The organism is Tenacibaculum sp. SM2510, assembly GCF_057002845.1.
Genome location: NZ_CP192703.1, coordinates 156,677 through 180,061 on the forward strand (window position 1 = coordinate 156,677; position 23,385 = coordinate 180,061).

Below are 23,385 nucleotides of genomic sequence, written 5' to 3' on the forward strand. Positions count from 1 at the left end.
TTATGATGTGATTTTTAGCAGCTTATTTGTAGTGTTTACATATAAGTAGCTGTATTTTTTAGCCCCGCCAAGATACGAAAAATCAGAACGTATTTTACCATAATAATTTGTTTGTTGATGTAATACTTTTTTGCCCATTTTACTTAGTTTAATAGGGTTGAAAGAAGTAAACATATTTTTTAATTGATCAATTTTATTAAAATATTGAGAATCGCCAAACCCGTAGTTTTCTTGGTTGATTAATAGCTTGTTAACCAATTGTGTTTTACTTTCAAGTTGATTGTTATTTGCCATTTTTAAAATACTGTTTTCAATATGATTTAATCCGTTTTCAATGGATGGAAAGCGAAGCAGGTGGTTTTTTAGGGCTTCTTCTAAATAACTAAAAGTACTATTTTTTTCGTGTTTATAAACATTTTCTAGTTGCAACGGACTATCAGAGCAATATAATTGCCAAATATAGTCGGCATATTCAATATCATCTTGCGCTAAGGTAACCTTGTTTTTATATTGTTCTTGTAATTGGTTTTTTGTGAGTTCTGATAAACTTACTAACTTTTTTTGAGTGTTTAATTTTCCGCTACAAACTAATGATATTTGTCGTCCTTTTCGGTAACGTTTTAACCAACTGATAACTGCAAGCATATTTATTTGGCAAAATAAGTCGTGATCGAACCATAAGATAATTTCATCTTGTGCTTTTTCATTACAAAGATTTCGATATTCTTTTAGCGTTTTATCTATAAATTTTTGTTTGGAAATTTTATAAGAAGTTTTTAAAAAATCGAAACGAGTTTTCCAGAAGCTTTCACTACCTACATCGGCTTCAGTTTTTCCTTCACATAGCATTTCCCGCCATGTAATAATTTTACCTTTAAAATTTAAGTATTTAAGTCGTTTGGTAGTATAGTCTCCGTTTGTAATATGTAGTTTAGGAGGAATCATGTTTAGTGATATTTAGTTGATTTCTTTCACTTTATATATAATTAACGCTCATTTTATAACGTTATTATCAGGTAGTTAATTTAATTACCTTCAATTGCTATATAATAAAAAAAGTCATGGATTTAAATCCATGACTTTTTTTATTATTAACCTCCAACGCGTTTTACATTAAAGCCTTTATCTTTTAATATTTGCATTATTTTATCACGATAATCTCCTTGAATAATTATTTTATCATCTTTAAAACTACCACCAACACTTAGGGTTGTTTTAATTTCTTTCGCTAGTTTTTTAAAATCTTGCGCTGCGCCATTATAACCATCTAAAATTGTAATTGGTTTTCCTTTGCGTTTTTCATACTTGCAAAGTATTGGATCATCTTGCAACCAAATTTCTGGTTTCTTTTCTTTTTTTACTTCCGTTTCTGTATGTTCTGGAAATAAGTTTTTTAATTGATCGTGTAAATCCATTGTACTATTTTTTCAATCCTAATTCACGTAAACGCTCATCTAAAAATTCACCAGCAGTAATATCATCAAATTGTTTTGGATTGTTTTCATCAATACAATTGTCTAAAACATCTAATTTCATATCAGAAATAGGGTGCATGAAAAAAGGAATTGAATAGCGAGAAGTTCCCCAAGATTCTTTTGGCGGATTGGTAACTCGGTGTATTGTAGATTTTAATTTATTATTACTGTGGCGTGATAACATATCACCTACATTAATCATTAATTCATCAGGTTGTGCAACGGCATCAATCCAATCTCCTTTATGGTTTTGAACTTGTAATCCTTTTCCTTGGGCTCCCATTAACAAAGTAATTAAATTAATGTCACCATGAGCAGCAGCTCTTTCGGCTCCTTTTGGTTCAGATTGAATAGGTGGGTAGTGAATAGGACGTAAAATACTGTTTCCGTTCTTTATATAATTGTCAAAATAAGTCTCCTCTAAACCTAAGTGTAATGCCAATGAACGCAATACAAATTTCGCTGTTTTTTCTAACATTTGATACGTTTGCTTACCTACTTCATTAAATTTAGGTAGCTCTTCAACATCTACGTTATTAGGATATTCATTTGCGTATTTAGAATCGGCATCTACATACTGACCAAAATGCCAAAATTCTTTTAAATCGCCTTCTTTTTTACCTTTAGCACTTTCTTTACCAAAAGAAACGTAACCTCTTTGACCACCAATACCTGGAATTTCATATTTCTCTTTTACACTTGTAGGTAAGTCGAAAAAGTTTTTAATTTCTGTATATAAATTACCAACTAATTCATCATCTAAGAAATGGCCTTTTAAAGCTACAAACCCTATATTCTCATAAGCGTCACCAATCTCATTGATAAATTTTTGTTTTATGTTTTTATCATCAGATAAAAAGTCTGCTAAATTTACGCTTGGAATTTTATTCATTGTTAATAAGTTTAATTATTCAAAGTGTAAAGTTAATGAAATCAACCGTAAGCTCTAAAATTACTTATTAACAAAAGGTATTAAATATGAGATTGTATAATTGAAGCCAAAACCAGTATTACTTTCAAATACGCGATTAAAACCGGGAGCATAAAGGGTTTTAAAGTTCTTCTGATCATCTAAACTTAACATTACCTTATAAGAAAAACCGCCACTAAGAAATAAATTTTTTAAAACCTCTACTTTTATACCTAGTTGAAATTCAGTCCAATGCGCTGTTAATCCTGATTCTGTAATTGGAGCTTCAATAGTGTCAGACGGAAAATAAGTACTTCCTACATTTGTTTTGTAGCTATTTAAAGTCTGATCGAAAAGAGCAAAACCATAACGCATACCTACATAAATTTCGTTATTCATGTCTAACCAATTTTGGTAAGCATTAAAATTTGCACCAAGTCGTATAAAGCTTCCTTTTGATGCTGATTTTGTAAAATCTTCAAAGGTTATTTCTTCTTCATAACCAAGCTCGGTAGCTATATACCATTTTTTAGAAATACGATAATCACCTACCAATTCTAACCCGCTATAACTTTTATCAACGATTGCTAATGCAGGTCTGCTAATATCAACACCTAAACGCAATCCATAACCTGTTTTATAGGTTGTAGAATCATTTTTAGTTTTAGGGATTTCTTTTTTTTGTGAATAGCTATTTGCATAAATAACAATCAAACAGAGACTAATAATATACCTGTACATGCGCTTTTGTTTGATTATTGATATTTGTAATTGTTGAAGTAGATAAATTATCAATCCAACTAGTATATTCTAAGTTTACATCTTTAAATATAACTCTAAAGCCACAAGAGCGAGAAACATAATCATCTTCAGGATTGTATTTTATAGTAAGAGTTGCTGATTGATTTGTAGCTTTATTACCATCTGCGTTGTTCATTTTAAGAGTGTAAACAGTTTCTTTAGCTAAAGAGTTTAACGGAATAGCAATACTATCTGTAGTTCTATTTGTAAAAAGGCTATCTGTTTTTCCTTGTGCTATTATAGAAAAACGTTCCACTTGTTTTAGTTGAAATACATCGTCTTTATCATAAAAACGTAAAACTAAATTTGGGGTTACAGGATTTTGAACACAGAAATCGTCTTTTTCACAAGATGATATTCCTATCAAACAAATAAATAAAATAAAGATGTATTTTTTCATTTAAGATTTATTTTTCAAATAAAACAACTGTTTCTATGTGTGCTGTATGCGGAAACTGATCTACTAAACTGATTTTTTTAATAAAATAACCTGCTTGCATTAATTGTTCCGTATCACGAGCTTGTGTTGCTGGGTTACAAGATACATAAACCATTCTATCTGCATTTAAGTTGATGATTTTGGTTAATGTTTTAGGAGCAATACCTGCACGAGCTGGATCTAAAATAATGGTTCTAATTTTATTTTGATATTGTGGATGTTCTTTTAAGAATTTACCAACATCAGCAGCATAAAACTGTAAACCTTCTATATTATTTCGTTTCGCATTTTTCTTTGCATCTTCAATTGCTGATGCAACAATATCTACTCCAACTATTTTTGCGTTTTCGCTTCTTGAAGCTAAAATTTGACCAATAGTTCCTGTACCACAAAAAAGGTCCATTACCACAGTATTGTCAATAGCTTCTTTGTTTTCTAAAGCATAATCAACAACTTTTGTATATAATTTTTCTGCAGATTTAGGGTTTGTTTGAAAAAAGCTTTTCATGCTAATTTCAAAATTTAAACCTAATAATTCCTCTACAATTTTATCTTTTCCGGTAACCAATTCTATACTTCCAGAGGTAGCGATTGTTCTATCACCAACTTCATCATTTATAGTATGTAATAAACCAGCTAAACGATCTCCAAAAATATCTTTTAACAATGCAACAAAAGCTTGCATATCAAATTTAGGTAAGTCGTAAGATGTAGTTACTAAATTAAATAATAACTCGTTTGTTTTGTAAGATTTACGAACTACAAAATACCTAAAGAAACCTTCTTTTTTGGGTCCGTGCCAAGGCGCTAATCCAGTTTTCTCACAGTATTCACGAATTACTTTTAAGTTGTCTTCAACTTGTGTATCAAATAATCCAGAATCTTTATCTAAATTATCTCCCATCCACCAAACACCGCGACGTTTAAATCCTAAGGTAAAAAAGTCAGCATCTGTTTTATTTACTCTGTCGTAACCAATAGCCGAAAATCCATACTCCATTTTATTTCGATAATGAAATACATTTGGTGAAGTAATAAATTCATCAAACAAGTCCTCTATATTTTCAACTTTCCCTATTCTTTGGAATAAAGATAAGGTGCTTTGTTTTTTATATTGATGTTGTAAATCGATTGGTAATTGAATATACGGAGCACCAGGAATGTCTTGAAACGGAACTTCAACTTCATTTTCAGAAGGTTCTAAAACATCAATTAATTTTGCTTCGGCATATTTTTTACTCGATTTGCCAATTTGAGCTTTTACTAATTGCCCTGGTAATGTGTTAGGAACAAAAACAACAAAGCTTCCTTCTTCAGAATGAATTCTAGCAATTCCTTTTCCGCCGAAGGCATAATCTTCAATTTTTAATTCTAAAACTTGATTTTTTTTAACAAACTTATTTCGTTCTCTACGTGGCATTGTAAACTATAATTTATGGATTGCAAAATTATGAAAAGTTATGGTTTGTTGATACAAAAAAGACTACTCATTTGAGTAGCCTTTTTTATGAAAGAGATATATTGTTTATTTTCCTGCTTCTTTTTTAGCTTCTTTAATCATTTTTTCGTTTGCTAAAATGGCAAACTCAACACGTCTGTTTTTACTTCTACCCTCTGATGTTTCGTTAGAAGCAATAGGATCTTGAATACCTAACCCTTTGGTTTCGAATCTTGCGATCTCTATTCCCATTTCAGCTAAATAATTTTTTACAGAACTAGCTCTTCTTGCTGAAAGCGCTTGATTATATTCTGCTTTACCAGTAATATCAGTATAACCATAAATAACAATGTTTGTGTTTTTATAGTTGTTAAAAACGGGTACTAATTTATTAAGGTTCGCTTTAGCTGATGTCGTTAAAGTAGATTGATTTGTGTTAAATCTAACAGCGTTTTCACCTAGCGTTAACATAATTCCTTCACCAACTCTTTCTACCTCAGCACCAGGCAATGCTTCTTCAATTTCACGGGCTTGTTTATCCATTTTGTTACCGATAACTCCACCTGTAACACCTCCAATAACTCCACCTAGTACTGCTCCTAATTCAGAGTTTTTTCCGCTTCCTACGTTGTTACCAATTACGGCTCCTAAAATAGCGCCTGCTGTTGTTCCAATAGCAGCACCTTTTTGAGTGTTGTTAGCGTTTTTAATTGAGTTACAAGATGTAAGTACGCTACTAGTTAAAATTAGTGCGAATAGACTGTATATAATTGTTTTTTTCATGATGTTTTTTTATAATTATTTTCTTTGAAATGTATATGTAATATCTTTAATACTCCCTGCAACATTTATTTTGTCAATTAGTTGAAAACTTGTTTCTGTTACATTACTAATGCTTAGTACAAAACCACTGTTAACTTTTTTAGCTTTGTGATCATTAATTATTTTTAAAACAAATTCACCACTTTTATTAATATACCATGTTATTGGCGAACTAAATTCTTTACAAGAAGTTACTGGATTGTTAAGGCTCATTTGGCCTTTGTTGTTGTTTGAAACAAAGCTCCAGTTACTACCAACAAAGCATTTAGAATCTTCTATATTAAAAGAGTTTACTTTTAAATAGTCAGAGCCTGGATAGCTTACTGAAGTAATTGCCCAGTTTCCTTTAAGCATTCGTTCAGTTTTTCCGTCTAATTTAGTGTTTACTACAGAAGTTGATTTACAGCTGATAAACAGCATTAAAACAACTAAAATCGTTAAATATTTTTTCATGTTTAGTTTTTTTATCATTTACAAAATTAAACTATTTCAAGTTAGTCTATGATGCATCTGAAATTTACTTTGACTCATTTAAGATACATTGTGACTTAAAAAGTCGCTAAAATTTAATAGTTTTGTTTTTTTAGGGATGATTTCTTTCCCACGCTGCTTTTTCAAGGTTTATAAATATAAGGTTATAAAACTATACTATTGAAAGAATAAAGGTAGAACAGGAATAGTTTTTTATGAATTAAAAATTATTTTAAAATGGCTGTTTTAGACCAATTAACTTCGCAACAAGCGATCGAATTAGAGAATAAGTACGGAGCACATAACTACCATCCGTTACCAGTAGTACTTAGTAAAGGTGAAGGCGTACATGTATGGGATGTTGAAGGTAAAAAGTATTACGACTTCTTATCTGCATATTCTGCAGTAAACCAAGGACATTGTCATCCAAAAATTGTTGGAGCAATGGTAGAACAAGCAAAAACATTAACCTTAACTTCTCGTGCATTTTATAATGACATGTTAGGTAAGTACGAAAAATTTGCTACCGAACTTTTTGGTTTTGATAAATTATTACCAATGAATACAGGTGCAGAAGCGGTAGAAACTGCTTTGAAATTATGTAGAAAGTGGGCATATGAAGTAAAAGGTATTAATGAAAATGATGCACAAATAGTAGTTTGTGAAAACAACTTTCACGGTCGTACAACAACTATTATCTCTTTTTCTAATGATCCTGTAGCACGTAAGAATTTTGGGCCTTATACAGATGGATTTATTAAAATAGAGTATGATAACTTAAAAGCTTTAGAAGAAGTTTTAGAAAGTGATAAAAATATTGCAGGTTTCTTAGTAGAGCCAATTCAAGGTGAAGCTGGTGTATATGTGCCAACCGAAGGATATTTAGCAGCAGCAAAGGAATTATGTGCTAAACATAATGTACTTTTTATAGCTGATGAAGTACAAACAGGAATTGCAAGAACAGGTCGTTTATTGGCTACTTGTGGTAATTGTTCATGTGCCGACAAAAATTGTTCTGGTGAACCAGAAATAAAAGCGGATATTTTAATTTTAGGAAAAGCACTTTCAGGAGGGGCTTATCCAGTTTCTGCTGTATTAGCAAATGATAACATTATGAATGTTATTAAACCAGGAAATCATGGTTCTACTTTTGGAGGTAATCCAGTTGCAGCAGCAGTTGCTATTGCTGCATTAGAAGTTGTTCAGGAAGAAAATTTAGCAGAAAGAGCATATACGTTAGGTGAGATTTTCAGAGCTGAATTATCTGAATTCGCAAAAGGTAATGATTTAGTAAAATCTGTAAGAGGAAAAGGGTTGTTGAACGCTGTTTTAATTAATGATACAGAAGAAAGCTCTACCGCTTGGGATATTTGTATGAAATTACGAGATAACGGTTTATTAGCAAAACCGACACATGGTAATATTATTCGTTTTGCACCACCTTTAGTTATTACTGAAGCACAATTAATGGAGTGTATCGATATTATTAAGAAAACAATTTCTGGATTTAAAAAATAAATTCATAAATTTTAAATATATAAGAGGAATGATTAAAATCGTTCCTCTTTTTTTGTGTCCTTGTTTTCTAAAGGATAAAAAAGGTTTTATTGCTAAAGACCAAACTTAATATATAGGCTTAGCCCCGATTGTAGTATTTGTTTGAGCTCCTCGCAGAGAGCGAGTACGTAAAGCGGGAAATAGCTTCAAAAAAATGTTTTATTAAAGGGTTTAGCTTACAGTCTCATAAATATTTAAATGCTTTTTTAAAATACCTGAAGGAGTGTTTTTCGTTTCATCAAAAATTCGAGTATCACCAAATAAAATAAAACTTTCTTTAGCTCTAGAAACGGCTACATTTAACATATTTGGTTTGTTGTCTTTTTCGAAAAACATAGTACCTTCATCTTCGTTAGAGTATACCGAACTGAACAATATAATGTTTCGTTCAGCACCTTGTAAAGCATGTACGGTACCTAGTTTAATGTTGTTTACCTTAAAGCCGGCTTCGGTTAATGCTTTAGATAATTCACCTTTTTGACTCGCAAATGGCGTAATGATACCTAAAACACTTTCGATCGTTTCAACATTATAGGCTTCTTGTATCTTTTCTTTATTTTGTTGCAGCCAGGTTATAATGGCTTTTACTTCGTTTATATTGCAACGGCTGTTAAATTTACGTTCACTAAAACCTTCTACATGATACGCCATCATTGATGGGAAAACTTGGTTGTCTTTTGCTTTTCCTTTCATCGGTTTTAAAATACCGTTGTAAGCAAGTTCGTTGCAAAAACTAATAATTTCATCGTTACATCTTCGGTGTTCTAATAAAACCAAACCTTGCTCTTTTTCAGTACCTAAAGGTGTTTCGAATTCACAGGCATTTTGAGCCATTTTCATAATACTACCGCAGGATGCTAAAAAGCCCATTTTTGTTAAATAGTCTTCATCGTTTTCATTTTGAAGCATATTTAAACTTGTTAAATTACCAATATCAATTTTTTGAGGAATAGACCAAATAGGTTCAATTTGTTTTAAATCGCCTATAACAAAGGCTTTTTGAGCCAATGAAAATACAGGGATACTAACTTCGGGAGTTACCTGACCGGCTTCATCAATAATTAAAAGATCTAAAAAATTGTATAAAGGAAGATACTCGAAAATAGGTTTTCCGTTTTCATCTTCTCCTTGAAATTGACTGTATAAAAAGTGACTCGGCGCCATATAAAAAGTAGCCACAAAACAAGGTGTTAACATTGCTCTGCGTTTCCATTTATTCTTAATAGCGTTTTCTCCTGTTCCTTTTTCGGTATTGTTTTCAAAAGCATCTTTTGTGGCTAATAACCAACGCGCTTCCCAATAATGTACAGCTAATAGAAATGCTTTATGGCGTAATTCCATATCAATCTCATCATAAAAAAAACGCTGTGAGTTGTCTTTAGAGCTTATTTTTTCATATTCATTGGTCCACATTTGCTCTTCTGAAACAAAAGGAAATCCTTTAATTTTGTTTTCTGCTTTCCAATTTTTTAATTTTAGATTTGCTTGTAGCGCTAAATTTAAATTAGCGATACATTCTTTAATAAAAGCAATTGTTTTTTCGCTACTAGCAATGGTGTCTTCATTGATTTTAAAAATAAAACTCTCATTGTTTTCAGAAGTATCAGTTTTAAAATATTTTTTTACTTGATCAATAAAATCGACTTGTTTTGTGGCTGACTTTAAATTAGTAAGTATGGTTCGCCATTCTTTAAGACTTCCTATTTTAAAAGCATCTTTTTGAATATAATCGGCTTCCTTTAAAAGAATGTTATTAATGTAATTGATAGAAGTTATATAATCGGCAGAAAACTGAACTCCGTCAATTAATTTATCTTCAATGGTAATGATCTCGTTTTGTAATGCATCGCAAACATCTTCTAACGAATTTGTTTCCGCATTAAAATAATTGCAAAAGTTTGTTAAAAAGTAATATTCGGCTTCGTTTAGGTATTTTTCATCCTCTAAATTACATAAAGTACCTTCATTACCAAACATATTTCCTTTTAAGAAATTGATATTTTTTAAGGCTTTTTCATTTTTAGAGTTTGAAGGCAAATAGGTTGCGTATCCGTTAAAATCAGGAATCCAACGTGCTGCTAATTCTTCCATCGAGCTTTCAGAATTAACAAAACTATCAATAATATTGGTAACTGCTTGGTTGTTGTTAGAGCAAGCTAATATAACAGGAGCATCTTGCCCTGCAATTGCAGCTTTTACAAATTCGGTTGCTACTAAACTTTGTAAAAGTGTTGTTTTCCCGGTTCCTGGAGGTCCGTTTACCGCAGTAACTGCATTTTCTTCAGCAGTTAAATAAGAAAGTAATGTTTTACGCTGACTTACAGATAATGGAAATTCATTAGACATTTGACCTAAATGCAAATGGTTGTAATTTAAAAAACCAGTATCGGTAACAGCTTCAATTCTGTTTTTTGCAGTTGGGTCTATTATTTTAGATAAAATGGGGAGTTCTTCTTCATTTTTTAACAAGTTTTCATACAAAAAAAGAATACTTTTTGCGGTAGAAATTTTAGAACTGATGGCAAAATAAGTAAGTTGATATTGTGTAGTATATCTTTCTGATTGATAGTTGTTTAAGTTGTTATTGGTAATTGCCGAAAATATATCGGTTACATAATTCCAGTATTCATCCCAAGGTACTACTTCGTCGTCGTATTCAGTATATGGAGCTTCAAGTTCTTTGGCATCTAAAACAGTGTCTATTTCAGAAAAAATGAAATCATTTTTAACATCGGCAACGGGCGTTAAATAATTACGAACAATTAAAGGAAACAATTCTTTAGGAGCCGATAATTGCCCTGAACGATTTACAACAGCAACAATCCAAAATGGATGAATTGGGCGTTGTTTATACGTAGTGCTATCCGTTTGATATTCTAAATGAAAAGGAGAGATAAGTATTTTAGTTTCTTCAACTTTGTACCATTTGTTACTGTCTTTTTTTGTGATTCCTTTTAAACGATTAATACGTCGTTCTTCTACATCTAATAATTCATTTGCTTGTTTAGAGTTGATGAGCGCATTGCTTAAATCCGAAGATTGTTGGTGAAATAATTTCTTGATTTTAGAAATATCAATAGCTAGGTTTTCACTATCAGATAAGCTGTTTTTATAATATTGTAACCAGTTTTTTTCGTTTTTCATGCGCTGAAGAAATCCTGAATTTATAGATGGATAAAGAAGGCGAAAATAGCATATTAATCAACTTAAAAATGACTTGCCATTGTCTTTTTATCAACCAAAAAATCAACATGTTTTTAACTGATTCGTATATAGTGAAATAACAAAGCGTTTTTGAAAGTTGAAGAACTTATAAATTGCCTGTTAGAGCGCAATCGAGAATTTACAGGTTCTTAAAAAAGAGGTCTCGACTGCGCTCGATTTGACAGTAAATGAAGTAAAGTTGAACACTTTTATCTAATAGTAAAAGCTATTTACTGCTGCGCGAAATAATGATAATCTTTAATAACGGTATCTATAAAATCCATCGGGTTTTGATCGGTTGTAATATTCGTTAACTCCTTAACTTTTATATGTAATTTCATAATTACTTGATGGTTTCTTTTCTTTTTAGCGTCGCTATATACTTTTTTAATGGTGTGAATATCGCTATCGGTAAGCAAAGTAACTTGTGAGTAAAGAGGTACGTAATTATCGTCAATATCATTGGCGATGGTATCTTTTAAGGTAATTCTTTTCTTTTCAGAAATAACAGTAGTTGACGCTGCTAAATCACCCAAACGTTGCCCTTTTCCGTTTAAAAGAATAGTTAAAACAGCCACTGATCCACCAGCTAAAGTAAAATCTACAATTCGTAATAGCCAGCGTATTAAGTAACTGCCAAATGTAGGTTTAGATCCGTCTATCTTTACAACTCTGGTTCTATTAAAATATTTACCAGGTGTTTGTCCATTCATTAAAACTTCAAAAAGTAAACTGTAAAAAAAAGCAGGTAAGCCTAATAGCATATATATGCTCATATATTTCATACTAGGAGCCATATTTAACATTGCCATAATAAAAAATAGGATAATGTAATAACCTGCAATAAATAAAGCGTCTATTAAGTAAGAACCAATTCGGGTAGTAATATGTGCTACATTTTGATTTATTGAAATATTTTGAGCAGTTTCTATTTGAAAATTATCCATGAATTAGTTTTTCAATTTTTTATTGATTGTTCTTTCAACTTTTTTTAGTTTAGCGAAGATAAAAATATTCTATGATTAGAGACGTTTCTCTTAAAATTTGCTGTAATTTTTTTTCTGAATGAGAGAAGCTGCCTTTGTAAAAAAAAATAAAGAGAAGTGGCAATTGTTTGAAGACGCTTTGTACAAGAAAACAAGTCTTTCTCCAGATAAATTATCTGACTTATATGTTGAGCTGACGGATGATTTAAGTTATGCCAAAACCTTTTATCCGAACGGAAATACAGTGGTGTATTTAAATTCGATAGGATCTGTAGCACATCAAAAAATTTATAAAACTAAAAAAGAAAGTAAAAATAGGTTCATCAGTTTTTTTAAAACGGAGTTTCCTTTATCATTTTACAAACATCAAAAGCAGTTATTCATAGCTTTTGGAGTGTTCGCTTTTTTTAGTTTGGTTGGTGCTTTTTCTTCCGCTAATGATGTTGATTTCGTTCGCCTTATTTTAGGTGACAGTTATGTAAACATGACGTTAGAGAATATTGAAAAAGGCGATCCGATGGCAGTTTATAAAAAAGCCAACGAAGTAGATATGTTTATCGGTATTACCATCAATAATATAAAAGTAGCCATGTTTGCTTTTGTTTTAGGAATGCTGTTTTCTGTAGGGACTTTATATATAATGATGCAAAACGGTATTATGTTAGGTTCGTTTTTGTATTTCTTTTATGGTAAAGGATTGTTATGGGAATCGTCTCGTACAATTTGGATTCACGGTACCATAGAAATATCAGTAATTGTAATTGCTGGTTGTGCAGGCTTGGTTTTAGGAAACGGATTATTATTTCCCGAAACCTATTCTCGATTAGAATCTTTTAAACGAAGTATGAAAGACGGATTAAAAATTATGGTAAGTACCATTCCGTTTTTTATCATCGCTGGGTTTTTAGAAGGTTTTGTAACGCGCCATACCGAAATGCCAGATTGGCTAGCAATCACTATTATTTTAGCATCCTTAGCAAGTATTATATTTTACTACGTAATATACCCAATTCAACTACATAAAAAATCAATTATCAACCAACCAACATATGAATAAAGAATACATACAATTTAAAAAAGAAAGAGATTTAGGAGCCATTATTACTGATGCTTTTAAATTTATACGATTAGAAGGAAAACAATTCTTTTTAACAATCTTAAAAATAGCTGCAATTCCTATTTTAATAGCGGTAGCAGCAATGATATATTATATGATGTCTATACCTTCATTTGGATCTAATGATATAAGTAATTTTTCTGGAATGTTTGCAGCATCTTTAATCGTAATTATTTCATATTTAGTCGCATTTGTATTTATCAATTTAGCAGGAATGCATTATATAAAATCATATATTGATAATAACGGAGCTGTAGATCAAGAAGAAATTTCACGCAATACCAAAGAACGTTTTTGGTCTTTTATGGGGTTTGGAGTTTTAGCAGGAATTATATTTTTTGTAAGTATAATGTTATGTTTCTTTCCATCAATTTATATATATACAATTTTGTCTTTAGGAGCTTCAATACTAGTTTTCGAAAACGAATCAGCAACTGGTACAATTGGTAAATGTTTTAGCTTTATCAGTGGGCATTTCTGGGAAACTTTAGGTGTTTTGATTGTGGTTGGACTGTTAGTTGGGGTGTTAGGCTATATTTTTCAAATACCAGCAGTAATATATCAATTTGTACAAATGGGAATAGGGTTAAATAGTCAAGATCCAACAGCTGTATTTAATTTATTTAGTGACCCGATATATTTACTTTTATATTTAATTTCTATCGTAGGGAAATTAATGTTTTATGCAATAACATTAGTAACTAATGTGTTTTTATATTTTGATATTAACGAACAGAAAAATTTAACAGGAACCATTGAAACAATTGATAGTTTAGGTCAATAATATTTTGAAACAGCTCCTCTCTTACATGCTATTCTTACTATTTTCTCTTCAAATGTTTGCACAAACATCTGAAGAGAAAATAGTTCAGTTCGACACTGAATTTATCGAATTTAAAAAATTCGACAACAAAAAAATATCTGAATACAAACAGCAAGAAGCTTTTATTTATATAGTTGAAAAACGCGAACCTACTATTATCGAAAAAGCGTGGAATTGGTTTAAGCGAACGGTAAAGAAAATACTATCATATATTTTTGATGATATTTCACCAGCAATGGGTTTTCTAAGAATACTATTAAGAGCATTGCCATATATAATAGCTGGCTTGGTATTATTTTTAATCATTAAATTCTTTTTAAAAGTAAATGCACGTAATATTATTGATGGTAAAAAAGCACAATCGATTGTAAACTTATCTGATGAAGAAGCGCTAATAAAAGAAAAGGATTTACCTACGTTAATTAAAACGGCAATAACCAATGGGAATTTTAAATTAGCGACGCGTTATTACTATTTATTATTACTAAAAAAATTATCAGAAAAAGAGCTGATTTCTTGGCAGCAAGAAAAAACAAATGAAGATTATATAAAAGAATTAGCCACAAATAAAAGTTTGTATAAAGAGTTTGAAACACTAACTCATTTATACGATTATGTTTGGTATGGAGAATTTTTAATTGATAAAGAAAAGTTTTTAAAAGCAGAAACTAGTTTTAAAAAAGTGATTGCTAAAATTTAATAAGTTGGATAAAAAACTAAAAGTATATATTGGTTTATTGGTATTTATACTGCTTGGTATTGTATATATCGAGTCTATAAAACCAAAAGAAATTAATTGGTTTCCGAGTTATGATGCGAAACATAAAATTCCGTACGGAACCTATGTGTTGCATAAACAAATGCCAGCATTATTTGCTGATAAAAAAGTAAGAGACGTATATCAATCTCCCTATTTATTTTTAAAAGATTCCACCAATAAAGGAACTTATTTTTTTGTTGATGGAAAGCTAAATTTTGGTAAAGAGGAGTTTAACGAATTACTAAAATTTGTAGAAAAAGGGAACACTATTTTTATAGCGACCAACGGTATTCATATTGATACACTTAATGTTAAAACAAAACAATTAAGTACTACAGCTTTTGAAGAAAAAGCATATCAAAAACTCGTAAATAAAAATTTAAATACCAACGAATATCATTTTGATAGAGATTTCTCGAAAGCGTATTTCTCTAAAATAGATACCTTAAAAACAACTGTTTTAGGCGAGTTGTTAATCAGAAATGAAAAAAATTCCGTTGTAAGTCGTAAACCTAACTTTATTAAAACCAAATTCGGAAAAGGTACTTTTTACTTGCATACATTCCCACAAGCATTTACCAATTACAACATGCTTTTAGATACTAATTACACCTATGTAGCAAGTGTATTATCGTATTTGAATGTTAATGAAAATAATAGTTCAAGCGGACAAAACTCAGGAACTAGTAATAAAGCTACAATTCTTTGGGATGCGTATTACAAAACAGGAAAAAGCGGAATTTCTTCACCAATGCATTATATTTTAAGCTCTAAACATTTAAAATGGGCCTATTATATGGCATTAATAGGCGTATTGTTTTTTGTGATTTTTAAAGGAAAAAGAAATCAGCGATTAATCCCTGTAATTACACCTTTAAAAAATCAGACTTTAGCATTTACACGTACTATTGCGAACATGTATTATGAAAAATCAGATCATAAAAATATAGCTACACATAAAATAAATTACTTTTTAGAATATATAAGAATCACACACCGATTATCAACTTTAAAAATTGATGCTATTTTTTATAATAAGTTAGCAAGTAGAAGTGGTAATTCATTAGAAAAGGTTGAGGAACTATTCAAAAAGATTGATAGTATAAAGGCTAAAGATAAAATTTCAGAAGAAGAGTTGATTGCGTTAAATAAAGCAATTGAAGAATTTAAAGCATAAAAAATAAAAGCATGAATACAGAAAATACTCCAACAGAAGGAAACGAACTATTTTCAAGCAGAATAGATTTATCAAAATTAAAAGAGGCTGTTGTTAAGATAAAAGAACAATTAAGTAAGGTAATTGTTGGTCAAGAAGAGTTTATAGAACTGTTATTAGTTGCGTTATTAGCAGACGGACATGTTTTGATTGAAGGTGTACCAGGAGTAGCAAAAACAGTTACGGCAAAATTATTAGCAAAAACAATCGCGACTGACTTTAGTAGAATTCAGTTTACACCCGATTTAATGCCTTCGGATGTTTTAGGAACGTCTATTTTAAACATGAAAACATCTAATTTCGAGTTTAAAAAAGGCCCTATCTTTTCAAATATTGTATTGATTGATGAGATAAACAGAGCGCCTGCAAAAACGCAAGCAGCCTTGTTTGAAGTGATGGAAGAAAAGCAAATTACGATGGATGGGGAACGTTATGTTATGAATCCGCCATTTATGGTTTTAGCAACTCAAAACCCGATAGAGCAGGAGGGAACTTATGCATTACCAGAAGCACAATTAGATCGTTTTTTATTCAAAATAAATGTTGGGTATCCGAATTTAGAAGAAGAAATTAAAATCATCACCGCTCATAATGACAGAAAAGGAGCATTGCCACAATCTAAAATTGAAGCAGTATTAACGGAAGCAGATTTATTAGAATACAGAAGCAAGGTTTTCGAGGTGTTGGTAGAAGAAAAAATTATAAAATACATTGCGCAATTAATTTCAAATACACGTAATAACGCTCATTTATATTTGGGAGGTTCACCAAGAGCAAGTATTGCTGTTTTAATGGCATCGAAAGCTTTTGCAGCAATTAACGGACGTGATTTTGTAATTCCTGAAGATGTAAAAAAGAGTATTCACCCAGTGTTGCGTCATAGGATTATGTTAACTCCCGAACGTGAAATGGAAGGGATGACAACAGACAAGGTTATCGATATAATTGTTCAATCAGTAGAAGTTCCGAGATAGTGATTAAATTTTTTAAATCCATATACATTCACAGTCGCTTTTTTAGTTATATAAGCGTGCTTTCGGCATTGTTTTTAGTATCGTTTTGGTTTCCTGTTATTTACAATGTAACATGGGTGTTGGTATGGTTGTTTTTAATAACGATGAGTATCGATATAGTTATTTTATATCGATTTAAAAACGGATTTTCATCAAAGCGCGTAGTTTCAGATAAATTATCAAATTCTGATGAAAATGAAATTGCAGTTACGTTAGAAAACAACTATCCTTTTCAGGTTTTTATTTCTTTGATTGATGAATTGCCAACGCAGTTTCAAAAGAGAGATTTCGATTACAAAACAACGTTGCAATCCGCAGAAAAATCAACCTTTACGTATAGTGTTCGCCCAGTAGAAAGAGGCGCTTATAAATTCGGAAATGTACATGTTTTTGTAGCATCAACCTTGCAACTATTTTCTAGAAGATATACTTTTTCAGACGATAAGGAAGTAAAAGTGTATCCGTCTTATATTCAGATGAAGAAATACGAGTTTTTGGCGATGCATAATAACTTAACGGAATTCGGAATGAAAAAAATCCGACGTATCGGTCAGACGATGGAATTTGAGCAAATTAAAAATTACATTCCTGGTGATGATGTGCGAAATGTAAACTGGAAAGCAACTGCTAAAAGAGGCGCCTTGATGGTAAACCAATATCAAGATGAAAAATCGCAACCTATTTATTCTATCATCGATTTAGGGCGTGTTATGAAAATGCCTTTCGAAGGATTGAGTTTATTAGATTATGCTATAAACTCGGCTTTAGCTTTTTCTAATATAGCATTATTAAAAAACGACAAAGCAGGAATGCTAACGTTTTCGAAGAGTGTAGAAAAAATTATAGCAGCGAGTAATAAAAAAACAAATTTATCGGTAATTAATGAAGAGTTGTACAATATTACAACCGACTTTACAGATGCTAATTTTGCTTTATTATATGCAACGATTAAAAGAAAAATTAACCAACGAAGTTTACTTATTTTATATACTAATTTCGAGCATATTTCAGCCTTAAAAAGACAGCTACCGTATTTAAAAGCAATCGCTAAAAAACATTTATTAGTTACGGTTTTCTTTGAAAATACAGAACTGGATAGTTTGATAAACGAAAATTCAGAAGATTTACAGAGTGTATATCACAAAACAATAGCTGAGAAATATGCATTTGAAAAACGTTTAATAGTAAAAGAATTAGAACGTAATAGTATTCATGCTATTTTAACCAAACCACAGCAATTATCGGTTAATGTGATTAATAAATACCTAGAGTTTAAGGCAAAAGGAATGATATAAAAAAAAGCGACCAATTTGGTCGCTTTTTTTATATAAGGCAGCTTTTATTAGGCTCCTTGTAATCCTTTATTGAATTGTTCCATTATAACATCCCAATCTGTAGTTGCTAAATTATAACCAGTCCAAACTAAATACACAGCATTAATAATTAACGCAACCATTGCAACAGTTTTAGCTGTTTTTATAGCCTTAGTTGTAGTAGCATTAAATTGATCAGGGTTTGCTTCAGCTTCCTTTAATTTATTGTTAGCCATAATAAAAGCAGGTGTTGCTAATAAAATACCTAAACCACCAACACAGCAACATAAGAAACTGATGACTGATAAAACGTAAATAGTAGTTGGTTTGAATTGTTTTTCCATAGTTTTTTTTAATAAAAGTTAAATTAGTTGATTCATTTTCACAAAGTAACTTATAACAATAATAAGCACATTAATAACAGCCAATATACTAATTATTTTTTGTGCACTTTTTACTTTGTAAAAGAAATTGATAATAATAAACCCAGCAAATAATAACAACGTATAAATAGCAGGATACATTTTAAAAGCGGCAATAAATTCGCCATGAATTAATAAACTTAAAGCACGTTGTATGCCACAACCTAAACAATCAACTCCGAAGAGCTTTTTATTTAAACAAGGCAACATATAATCTTCTAATTGTAAATACATGTTATTTATTTATTTAAACATATCCATTCCAGGAATATTTGGCATTCCGTCTTTGGCAGCAATTGCTAGTTCGTGTTCGTTAATATCACGCGCTCTTTTTAAAGCTTTATTTAATGTTAAAATTAAATAGTCTTCTAATTCTTCTTTATCTTCTAATAGAGATTCGTTAATCGAAATTGATTTTATTTCGCTATTAGCAGTTACTGTAATTTTTAAGTTTTCGTTGGCAGCAGCTTCATCAATTAAAACTGTGTTTAAGCGTTTTTTAGTTTCTTCTACTTTTTTTTGAGCATCTTTTAATTTACCCATCATTCCTGAAATATCTCCAAACATTTATCGTTATATTTTTTATTGATTACTAATCACAAAAATAGTATTTTCAAAAGAAAATTAACCAAACTAAATAAAAATGAAAAAATTAATGCTATCTGCTATAGCTTTTAGTCTTATTTTTGCTTCTTGCAAAAAACAAGAAATGAAGAAAGATATTATAGCTCCAGTTGCTGAAAAGCAAGCAACAACTTTAAAAAAACACGGAGACATACGTACTGATGATTATTTTTGGATGCGTTTAACAGATGCGCAAAAAAATGCGGATGTTAAAGACGAACAAACTCAAAAAGTATACGATTACTTAAATGCTGAGAACGCTTATTATGAAGAGCGTACCAAAGGAACAAAAGAGTTTCAGGAGCAGTTATTTGAAGAAATGAAAGGGCGTATAAAAGAAGATGACGAATCGGTACCTTATAAAAGCAACGGATATTTTTATATAACACGTTATGAAAAAGGACAACAATACCCTATTTATAGTCGTAAGAAGGATAACTTAGAGGCAGCGGAAGAAATTATGTTTAACGTAAATACCGAAGCTAAAGGATTCGATTATTTTCAGTTAGGCGGATTAAGTGTATCACTAGATAATACATTGGCAGCTTTTGCTACAGATACGGTAAGTCGTCGTCAGTATTTTATCAGAATTAAAAATTTAGATACAGGTAAGTTATATAAAGATATTATAGAAAATACTACAGGAGGAAGTGTTTGGGCAAACGATAATAAAACATTGTTTTATGCTAAAAAAGATCCTGTAACTTTAAGATCATCAAAAATATACAAGCATGTTTTAGGGTCGGATTCTGCGTTAGATGAATTAGTTTTTGAAGAAAAGGATGAAACTTTTGGTGCTTTTGTAACCAAAACTAAATCTAAAAAATATATTGTAGTAGGTTCTTACAGTACTGTTTCTACAGAATATCAGGTTTTAAATGCTGATAATCCGAAGGAAGAATTAAGAATGATTCAGCCTCGTGAGCGTGATTTAGAATATGATATTGCCCATTACGAAGATCATTTTTATATTAAAACCAATAAAGACGGAGCAACCAACTTTAAGTTGATGAAAACTCCTGAAGATAAAACAGAAAAAGAAAACTGGGTAGATGTAATTCCGCACAGAGAAGATACATTATTCGAAGATTTTTCAATTTTTAAAGACTATATCGTTTTAGAAGAAAGAAATAACGGGTTAAATAAAATTCGTATTAAACGTTGGGATAATACAGCAGATTATTATTTGCCTTTTGATGAAGAAACCTATTCGGCAGGTGTGTATGGAAACCCTGAATTTGATACCGATATTATTCGTTATTCATACAATTCGATGACGACTCCTAGTTCGGTGGTTGATTTTAATATGAAAGATCAATCAAAAGAAATTAAAAAAGAGCAAGAGGTTTTAGGAGGGAAGTTTGATAAGGACAATTATGTAAGTAAACGTATTTGGGTTACTGCTCGTGATGGTAAAAAAGTAGCATTATCAATCGTACATCATAAAGAAACGAAGTTAACAAAAGACACTCCGATATTACAATATGCATATGGTTCATACGGATATACTATTTCAGACGGATTCTCAACAACTCGTTTAAGTTTATTAGATAGAGGTTTCGTGTACGCTTTAGCACATATTAGAGGAAGTGAATACTTAGGACGTGAGTGGTATGAAGATGGAAAAATGTTAAACAAGAAAAATACATTTAACGATTTTGTTGATTGCTCGAAGTATTTAATTGATAAAGGGTATACATCTCCAGAACATTTATATGCCATGGGCGGATCTGCAGGTGGATTATTAATGGGAGCCATTGTTAATATGAATCCAGAATTGTACAACGGTATTATAGCAGCTGTACCATTTGTAGATGTAATTTCTACAATGATAGATGATACGATTCCGTTAACAACAGGTGAGTATGACGAATGGGGAAATCCGAACGACAAAGAATATTATGATTATATAAAATCATATTCTCCATACGATCAGGTAAAGGCTCAAAAATATCCGAATATGTTAATCACAACAGGTTTACACGATAGTCAAGTACAGTATTGGGAACCTGCAAAATGGATAGCGAAACTAAGAGATGTAAAAACAGATGATAATATGTTGTTTATGCATACTAATATGGAAGCTGGTCATGGAGGAGCATCTGGTAGATTTGATGCTTTAAAAGAAACAGCAGAAGAATATAGCTTCTTTTTAATGTTAGAAGGTAAGTTAGAAAAATAATTATATTTTTGCGCTCAATTGAGTGTAAGCGTCATTACAAGAGTAAAGAAGCAATCTCATAACTTAAGATTACTTCGTCATTTATTCTCGTAATGACGTTTTTTATTAGACAAAAATGGATAGAAATCAACATATTGCCAATAATATATTAGAATTAGTAGGTCAAACACCTTTAATTAAGTTAAATAGAATAACGAAAGATTTACCAGGTAGTTTTTACGCAAAAGTAGAAGCTTTTAACCCCGGGCAGTCTGCGAAAGACAGAATAGCATTGCATATTGTTGAAAATGCAGAAAAAAAGGGAATTCTTAAACCGGGTGATACTATTGTAGAAACCACTTCTGGTAATACAGGGTTTAGTTTAGCTATGATTGCTTTGGTAAAAGGTTACAAGTGTATTTTGGCTGTTAGTGATAAATCATCTCAAAATAAAATTGATGTTTTAAAAACAATGGGAGCAGAGGTGCATGTTTGCCCCGCTAACGTTGCAGCCGATGACGCTCGTTCGTATTATGAAGTAGCCAAAAGATTACACAAAGAGCATCCAGGTTCTATATACATCAATCAGTACTTTAATGAATTAAATATAGAAGCTCATTATAAAACTACAGGACCAGAAATTTGGAAACAAACTGAAGGTAAAGTCACTCATATGGTTGTGGCTAGTGGTACTGGAGGAACCATCTCTGGTACAGGACGTTTTTTAAAAGAAAAGAATAAAAATATTCAAATTTTAGGAGTAGATGCAATCGGATCGGTAATTAAAAAATACCATGAAACAGGAACGTTTGATGAAAATGAAATTGCACCATATAAAATTGAAGGACTAGGTAAAAATTTAGTGCCAGGAGCTACCGATTTTGACGTGGTTGATGTATATGAAAAAGTAGCAGATAAAGCTTCGGCATTGAAATCGCGAGAATTAGTGAAGGCAGAGGGTTTGTTTTGTGGGTATACATCTGGTGCAGTAATGCAAGCAACAGAGCAATATGCAGCTAAAGGTTTGTTTGATAATGATAGTTTTGTAGTCGTTATTTTACCGGATCACGGAATACGTTATATGGATAAAATTTATTCTGATAATTGGATGAAAGAGCAAGGGTTTTTGGAATAGTTTAATAGATACTTTATTTATGAATAATAAAGAAAAACCAAAAAATAATAATAAATCTCCTTGGCCAACTAAAAAGGCGATGGAGCAGGTTTATGAAATGAAACTTTGGGGTACCAATAGCACTGTTTTTTATTCTGGAGATGGTTCTCATCAATCTGATATTGTTATTCCTTATATAGATGCTGTAGCTTCATTTTTAAGTTCCTTTAAAGACCCAATAACAGTATGTGATTTGGGCTGTGGTGATTTTAATATTGGTAAACAATTAATACAATACGCTAAAAAATATATTGCTGTAGATATTGTATCAGATCTTATTGCTTACAATAAAGAAAGGTTTAAGGAAACTAATTTAGAATTTCAGTGTTTAGATATTGCGGTAGATAATTTACCATCTGTCGACTGTGTTATTGTAAGGCAAGTGTTACAGCATCTATCAAATAGTGAAGTGCAAAATGTTGTTAAAAGTCTGAGCAACTTTAAGTATGTTATTTTAACTGAACATCTACCAGAAGGAGATTTTATTCCGAATAAAGATATTATTTCAGGTCAGGGTATACGACTGAAAAAACAAAGTGGATTGAATTTACTAGAACCACCATTTAACTTTAAAGTAAAAGAAGAAAAAGAATTAGTAACTGTTGTTTTAGATAACAAAAAAGGTATTATAGTAACAAAGCTTTATCAAGTTTTTTAAG

The 23,385-nt window shown here is 31.0% G+C and carries 23 protein-coding genes; 10 read left to right on the forward strand and 13 right to left on the reverse strand.

The features are described from left to right. The 8 genes from ACQ629_RS00620 to ACQ629_RS00655 form a co-directional block, all read right to left on the reverse strand. Window positions 1-945: a DUF1835 domain-containing protein gene (locus tag ACQ629_RS00620; protein WP_483705935.1), complete on the reverse strand. Its 945-nt coding sequence runs from the start codon at window positions 943-945 to the stop codon at window positions 1-3. Window positions 946-1,091: 146 nt separating this feature from the next. Then, window positions 1,092-1,415, reverse strand: coding sequence for a translation initiation factor (locus ACQ629_RS00625; RefSeq protein WP_483705937.1), 324 nt, complete (start codon window positions 1,413-1,415; stop codon window positions 1,092-1,094). Between the two features lie 4 nt (window positions 1,416-1,419). Next, window positions 1,420-2,367 (reverse strand): isopenicillin N synthase family dioxygenase, encoded by a 948-nt coding sequence (locus ACQ629_RS00630; RefSeq protein WP_483705940.1) that lies wholly within the window; start codon window positions 2,365-2,367, stop codon window positions 1,420-1,422. A gap of 60 nt (window positions 2,368-2,427) precedes the next feature. Next, complete coding sequence (locus tag ACQ629_RS00635) at window positions 2,428-3,126, reverse strand: DUF6048 family protein (RefSeq protein WP_483705942.1); 699 nt, start codon at window positions 3,124-3,126, stop codon at window positions 2,428-2,430. Then, window positions 3,107-3,586, reverse strand: coding sequence for a DUF6452 family protein (locus tag ACQ629_RS00640; protein ID WP_483705944.1), 480 nt, complete (start codon window positions 3,584-3,586; stop codon window positions 3,107-3,109). Before ACQ629_RS00640 ends, ACQ629_RS00635 begins: the two co-directional genes overlap by 20 nt. A 7-nt stretch (window positions 3,587-3,593) precedes the next feature. Beyond that, complete coding sequence (gene rlmD, locus ACQ629_RS00645) at window positions 3,594-5,045, reverse strand: 23S rRNA (uracil(1939)-C(5))-methyltransferase RlmD (RefSeq protein WP_483705946.1); 1,452 nt, start codon at window positions 5,043-5,045, stop codon at window positions 3,594-3,596. Window positions 5,046-5,150: 105 nt separating this feature from the next. After that, entirely contained in the window at window positions 5,151-5,846 is a 696-nt protein-coding gene (locus ACQ629_RS00650) for a YiaD family glycine zipper/OmpA-like lipoprotein (protein WP_483705948.1), read from the reverse strand. 15 nt (window positions 5,847-5,861) lie between these two features. Further along, a complete protein-coding gene (locus ACQ629_RS00655; RefSeq protein ID WP_483705950.1) occupies window positions 5,862-6,338 on the reverse strand; it encodes a lipocalin family protein in 477 nt (158 codons plus the stop codon). Window positions 6,339-6,593: 255 nt separating this feature from the next. On the opposite strand from ACQ629_RS00655, the gene rocD reads away from it, so the two are divergent. Further along, on the forward strand, window positions 6,594-7,874 hold the full coding sequence (rocD, locus tag ACQ629_RS00660; RefSeq protein WP_483705952.1) for an ornithine--oxo-acid transaminase: 1,281 nt from the start codon (window positions 6,594-6,596) through the stop codon (window positions 7,872-7,874). A gap of 210 nt (window positions 7,875-8,084) precedes the next feature. Here the strand turns inward: rocD and ACQ629_RS00665 are convergent, their stop codons facing one another. Together ACQ629_RS00665 and ACQ629_RS00670 are read right to left on the reverse strand one after the other, a co-directional pair. Next, window positions 8,085-11,057, reverse strand: coding sequence for a DEAD/DEAH box helicase (locus ACQ629_RS00665; RefSeq protein ID WP_483705954.1), 2,973 nt, complete (start codon window positions 11,055-11,057; stop codon window positions 8,085-8,087). Window positions 11,058-11,347: 290 nt separating this feature from the next. Then, window positions 11,348-12,064, reverse strand: a complete 717-nt coding sequence (locus tag ACQ629_RS00670; protein ID WP_483705956.1) for an RDD family protein — start codon at window positions 12,062-12,064, stop codon at window positions 11,348-11,350. 118 nt (window positions 12,065-12,182) lie between these two features. On the opposite strand from ACQ629_RS00670, the gene ACQ629_RS00675 reads away from it, so the two are divergent. From ACQ629_RS00675 to ACQ629_RS00700, 6 genes are read left to right on the forward strand one after another with little or no spacing between them, the layout of a single operon-like run. Next, window positions 12,183-13,160 (forward strand): stage II sporulation protein M, encoded by a 978-nt coding sequence (locus tag ACQ629_RS00675; RefSeq protein ID WP_483705958.1) that lies wholly within the window; start codon window positions 12,183-12,185, stop codon window positions 13,158-13,160. Further along, the gene (locus ACQ629_RS00680; protein WP_483705960.1) at window positions 13,153-14,004 is read left to right on the forward strand and encodes a hypothetical protein; all 852 of its coding nucleotides are present in this window, start codon (window positions 13,153-13,155) and stop codon (window positions 14,002-14,004) included. The genes ACQ629_RS00675 and ACQ629_RS00680 overlap by 8 nt, the downstream gene beginning before the upstream one ends. Window positions 14,005-14,029: 25 nt before the next feature. Then, window positions 14,030-14,743, forward strand: coding sequence for a DUF4129 domain-containing protein (locus tag ACQ629_RS00685; protein WP_483705962.1), 714 nt, complete (start codon window positions 14,030-14,032; stop codon window positions 14,741-14,743). A 4-nt stretch (window positions 14,744-14,747) separates the two neighbouring features. Then, window positions 14,748-15,980 carry a DUF4350 domain-containing protein gene (locus ACQ629_RS00690; protein WP_483705964.1) on the forward strand — a complete coding sequence of 411 codons (1,233 nt, stop codon included), beginning with the start codon at window positions 14,748-14,750 and terminating at the stop codon, window positions 15,978-15,980. 11 nt (window positions 15,981-15,991) lie between these two features. After that, window positions 15,992-16,993: an AAA family ATPase gene (locus tag ACQ629_RS00695; protein WP_483705966.1), complete on the forward strand. Its 1,002-nt coding sequence runs from the start codon at window positions 15,992-15,994 to the stop codon at window positions 16,991-16,993. A 2-nt stretch (window positions 16,994-16,995) separates the two neighbouring features. Continuing rightward, window positions 16,996-18,327 carry a DUF58 domain-containing protein gene (locus tag ACQ629_RS00700; protein ID WP_483707237.1) on the forward strand — a complete coding sequence of 444 codons (1,332 nt, stop codon included), beginning with the start codon at window positions 16,996-16,998 and terminating at the stop codon, window positions 18,325-18,327. A 47-nt stretch (window positions 18,328-18,374) separates the two neighbouring features. Here ACQ629_RS00700 and ACQ629_RS00705 read toward each other — a convergent pair whose 3' ends face one another. From ACQ629_RS00705 to ACQ629_RS00715, 3 genes are read right to left on the reverse strand one after another with little or no spacing between them, the layout of a single operon-like run. Then, window positions 18,375-18,689 (reverse strand): CCC motif membrane protein, encoded by a 315-nt coding sequence (locus tag ACQ629_RS00705; protein ID WP_483705968.1) that lies wholly within the window; start codon window positions 18,687-18,689, stop codon window positions 18,375-18,377. An 18-nt stretch (window positions 18,690-18,707) separates the two neighbouring features. After that, window positions 18,708-19,001: a DUF2752 domain-containing protein gene (locus ACQ629_RS00710; protein WP_483705970.1), complete on the reverse strand. Its 294-nt coding sequence runs from the start codon at window positions 18,999-19,001 to the stop codon at window positions 18,708-18,710. 9 nt (window positions 19,002-19,010) lie between these two features. Next, a complete protein-coding gene (locus tag ACQ629_RS00715) occupies window positions 19,011-19,334 on the reverse strand; it encodes a YbaB/EbfC family nucleoid-associated protein (protein ID WP_483705972.1) in 324 nt (107 codons plus the stop codon). A 76-nt stretch (window positions 19,335-19,410) separates the two neighbouring features. Between ACQ629_RS00715 and ACQ629_RS00720 the strand changes: the two genes are divergently transcribed. From ACQ629_RS00720 to ACQ629_RS00730, 3 genes are all read left to right on the forward strand, one after another. After that, window positions 19,411-21,573: a S9 family peptidase gene (locus ACQ629_RS00720; RefSeq protein WP_483705974.1), complete on the forward strand. Its 2,163-nt coding sequence runs from the start codon at window positions 19,411-19,413 to the stop codon at window positions 21,571-21,573. Window positions 21,574-21,688: 115 nt separating this feature from the next. Beyond that, a complete protein-coding gene (capA, locus tag ACQ629_RS00725; RefSeq protein ID WP_483705976.1) occupies window positions 21,689-22,687 on the forward strand; it encodes a cysteate synthase in 999 nt (332 codons plus the stop codon). A 19-nt stretch (window positions 22,688-22,706) separates the two neighbouring features. After that, on the forward strand, window positions 22,707-23,384 hold the full coding sequence (locus ACQ629_RS00730) for a class I SAM-dependent methyltransferase (RefSeq protein WP_483705978.1): 678 nt from the start codon (window positions 22,707-22,709) through the stop codon (window positions 23,382-23,384). The last annotated feature ends 1 nt before the right edge of the window (window position 23,385 follow it).

Bases quoted from the DNA above. Each gene is read 5' to 3' on its own strand.
- ACQ629_RS00710 (WP_483705970.1), bottom strand. From the start codon at position 19,001: ATGTATTTACAATTAGAAGATTATATGTTGCCTTGTTTAAATAAAAAG.
- rocD (WP_483705952.1), top strand. From the start codon at position 6,594: ATGGCTGTTTTAGACCAATTAACTTCGCAACAAGCGATCGAATTAGAG.
- ACQ629_RS00620 (WP_483705935.1), bottom strand. From the start codon at position 945: ATGATTCCTCCTAAACTACATATTACAAACGGAGACTATACTACCAAA.
- capA (WP_483705976.1), top strand. From the start codon at position 21,689: ATGGATAGAAATCAACATATTGCCAATAATATATTAGAATTAGTAGGT.
- ACQ629_RS00625 (WP_483705937.1), bottom strand. From the start codon at position 1,415: ATGGATTTACACGATCAATTAAAAAACTTATTTCCAGAACATACAGAA.
- ACQ629_RS00730 (WP_483705978.1), top strand. From the start codon at position 22,707: ATGAATAATAAAGAAAAACCAAAAAATAATAATAAATCTCCTTGGCCA.
- ACQ629_RS00715 (WP_483705972.1), bottom strand. From the start codon at position 19,334: ATGTTTGGAGATATTTCAGGAATGATGGGTAAATTAAAAGATGCTCAA.
- ACQ629_RS00655 (WP_483705950.1), bottom strand. From the start codon at position 6,338: ATGAAAAAATATTTAACGATTTTAGTTGTTTTAATGCTGTTTATCAGC.
- ACQ629_RS00630 (WP_483705940.1), bottom strand. From the start codon at position 2,367: ATGAATAAAATTCCAAGCGTAAATTTAGCAGACTTTTTATCTGATGAT.
- ACQ629_RS00635 (WP_483705942.1), bottom strand. From the start codon at position 3,126: ATGTACAGGTATATTATTAGTCTCTGTTTGATTGTTATTTATGCAAAT.
- ACQ629_RS00665 (WP_483705954.1), bottom strand. From the start codon at position 11,057: ATGAAAAACGAAAAAAACTGGTTACAATATTATAAAAACAGCTTATCT.
- ACQ629_RS00675 (WP_483705958.1), top strand. From the start codon at position 12,183: ATGAGAGAAGCTGCCTTTGTAAAAAAAAATAAAGAGAAGTGGCAATTG.
- ACQ629_RS00680 (WP_483705960.1), top strand. From the start codon at position 13,153: ATGAATAAAGAATACATACAATTTAAAAAAGAAAGAGATTTAGGAGCC.
- ACQ629_RS00685 (WP_483705962.1), top strand. From the start codon at position 14,030: ATGCTATTCTTACTATTTTCTCTTCAAATGTTTGCACAAACATCTGAA.
- ACQ629_RS00705 (WP_483705968.1), bottom strand. From the start codon at position 18,689: ATGGAAAAACAATTCAAACCAACTACTATTTACGTTTTATCAGTCATC.
- ACQ629_RS00720 (WP_483705974.1), top strand. From the start codon at position 19,411: ATGAAAAAATTAATGCTATCTGCTATAGCTTTTAGTCTTATTTTTGCT.
- ACQ629_RS00695 (WP_483705966.1), top strand. From the start codon at position 15,992: ATGAATACAGAAAATACTCCAACAGAAGGAAACGAACTATTTTCAAGC.
- ACQ629_RS00640 (WP_483705944.1), bottom strand. From the start codon at position 3,586: ATGAAAAAATACATCTTTATTTTATTTATTTGTTTGATAGGAATATCA.
- ACQ629_RS00670 (WP_483705956.1), bottom strand. From the start codon at position 12,064: ATGGATAATTTTCAAATAGAAACTGCTCAAAATATTTCAATAAATCAA.
- ACQ629_RS00650 (WP_483705948.1), bottom strand. From the start codon at position 5,846: ATGAAAAAAACAATTATATACAGTCTATTCGCACTAATTTTAACTAGT.
- rlmD (WP_483705946.1), bottom strand. From the start codon at position 5,045: ATGCCACGTAGAGAACGAAATAAGTTTGTTAAAAAAAATCAAGTTTTA.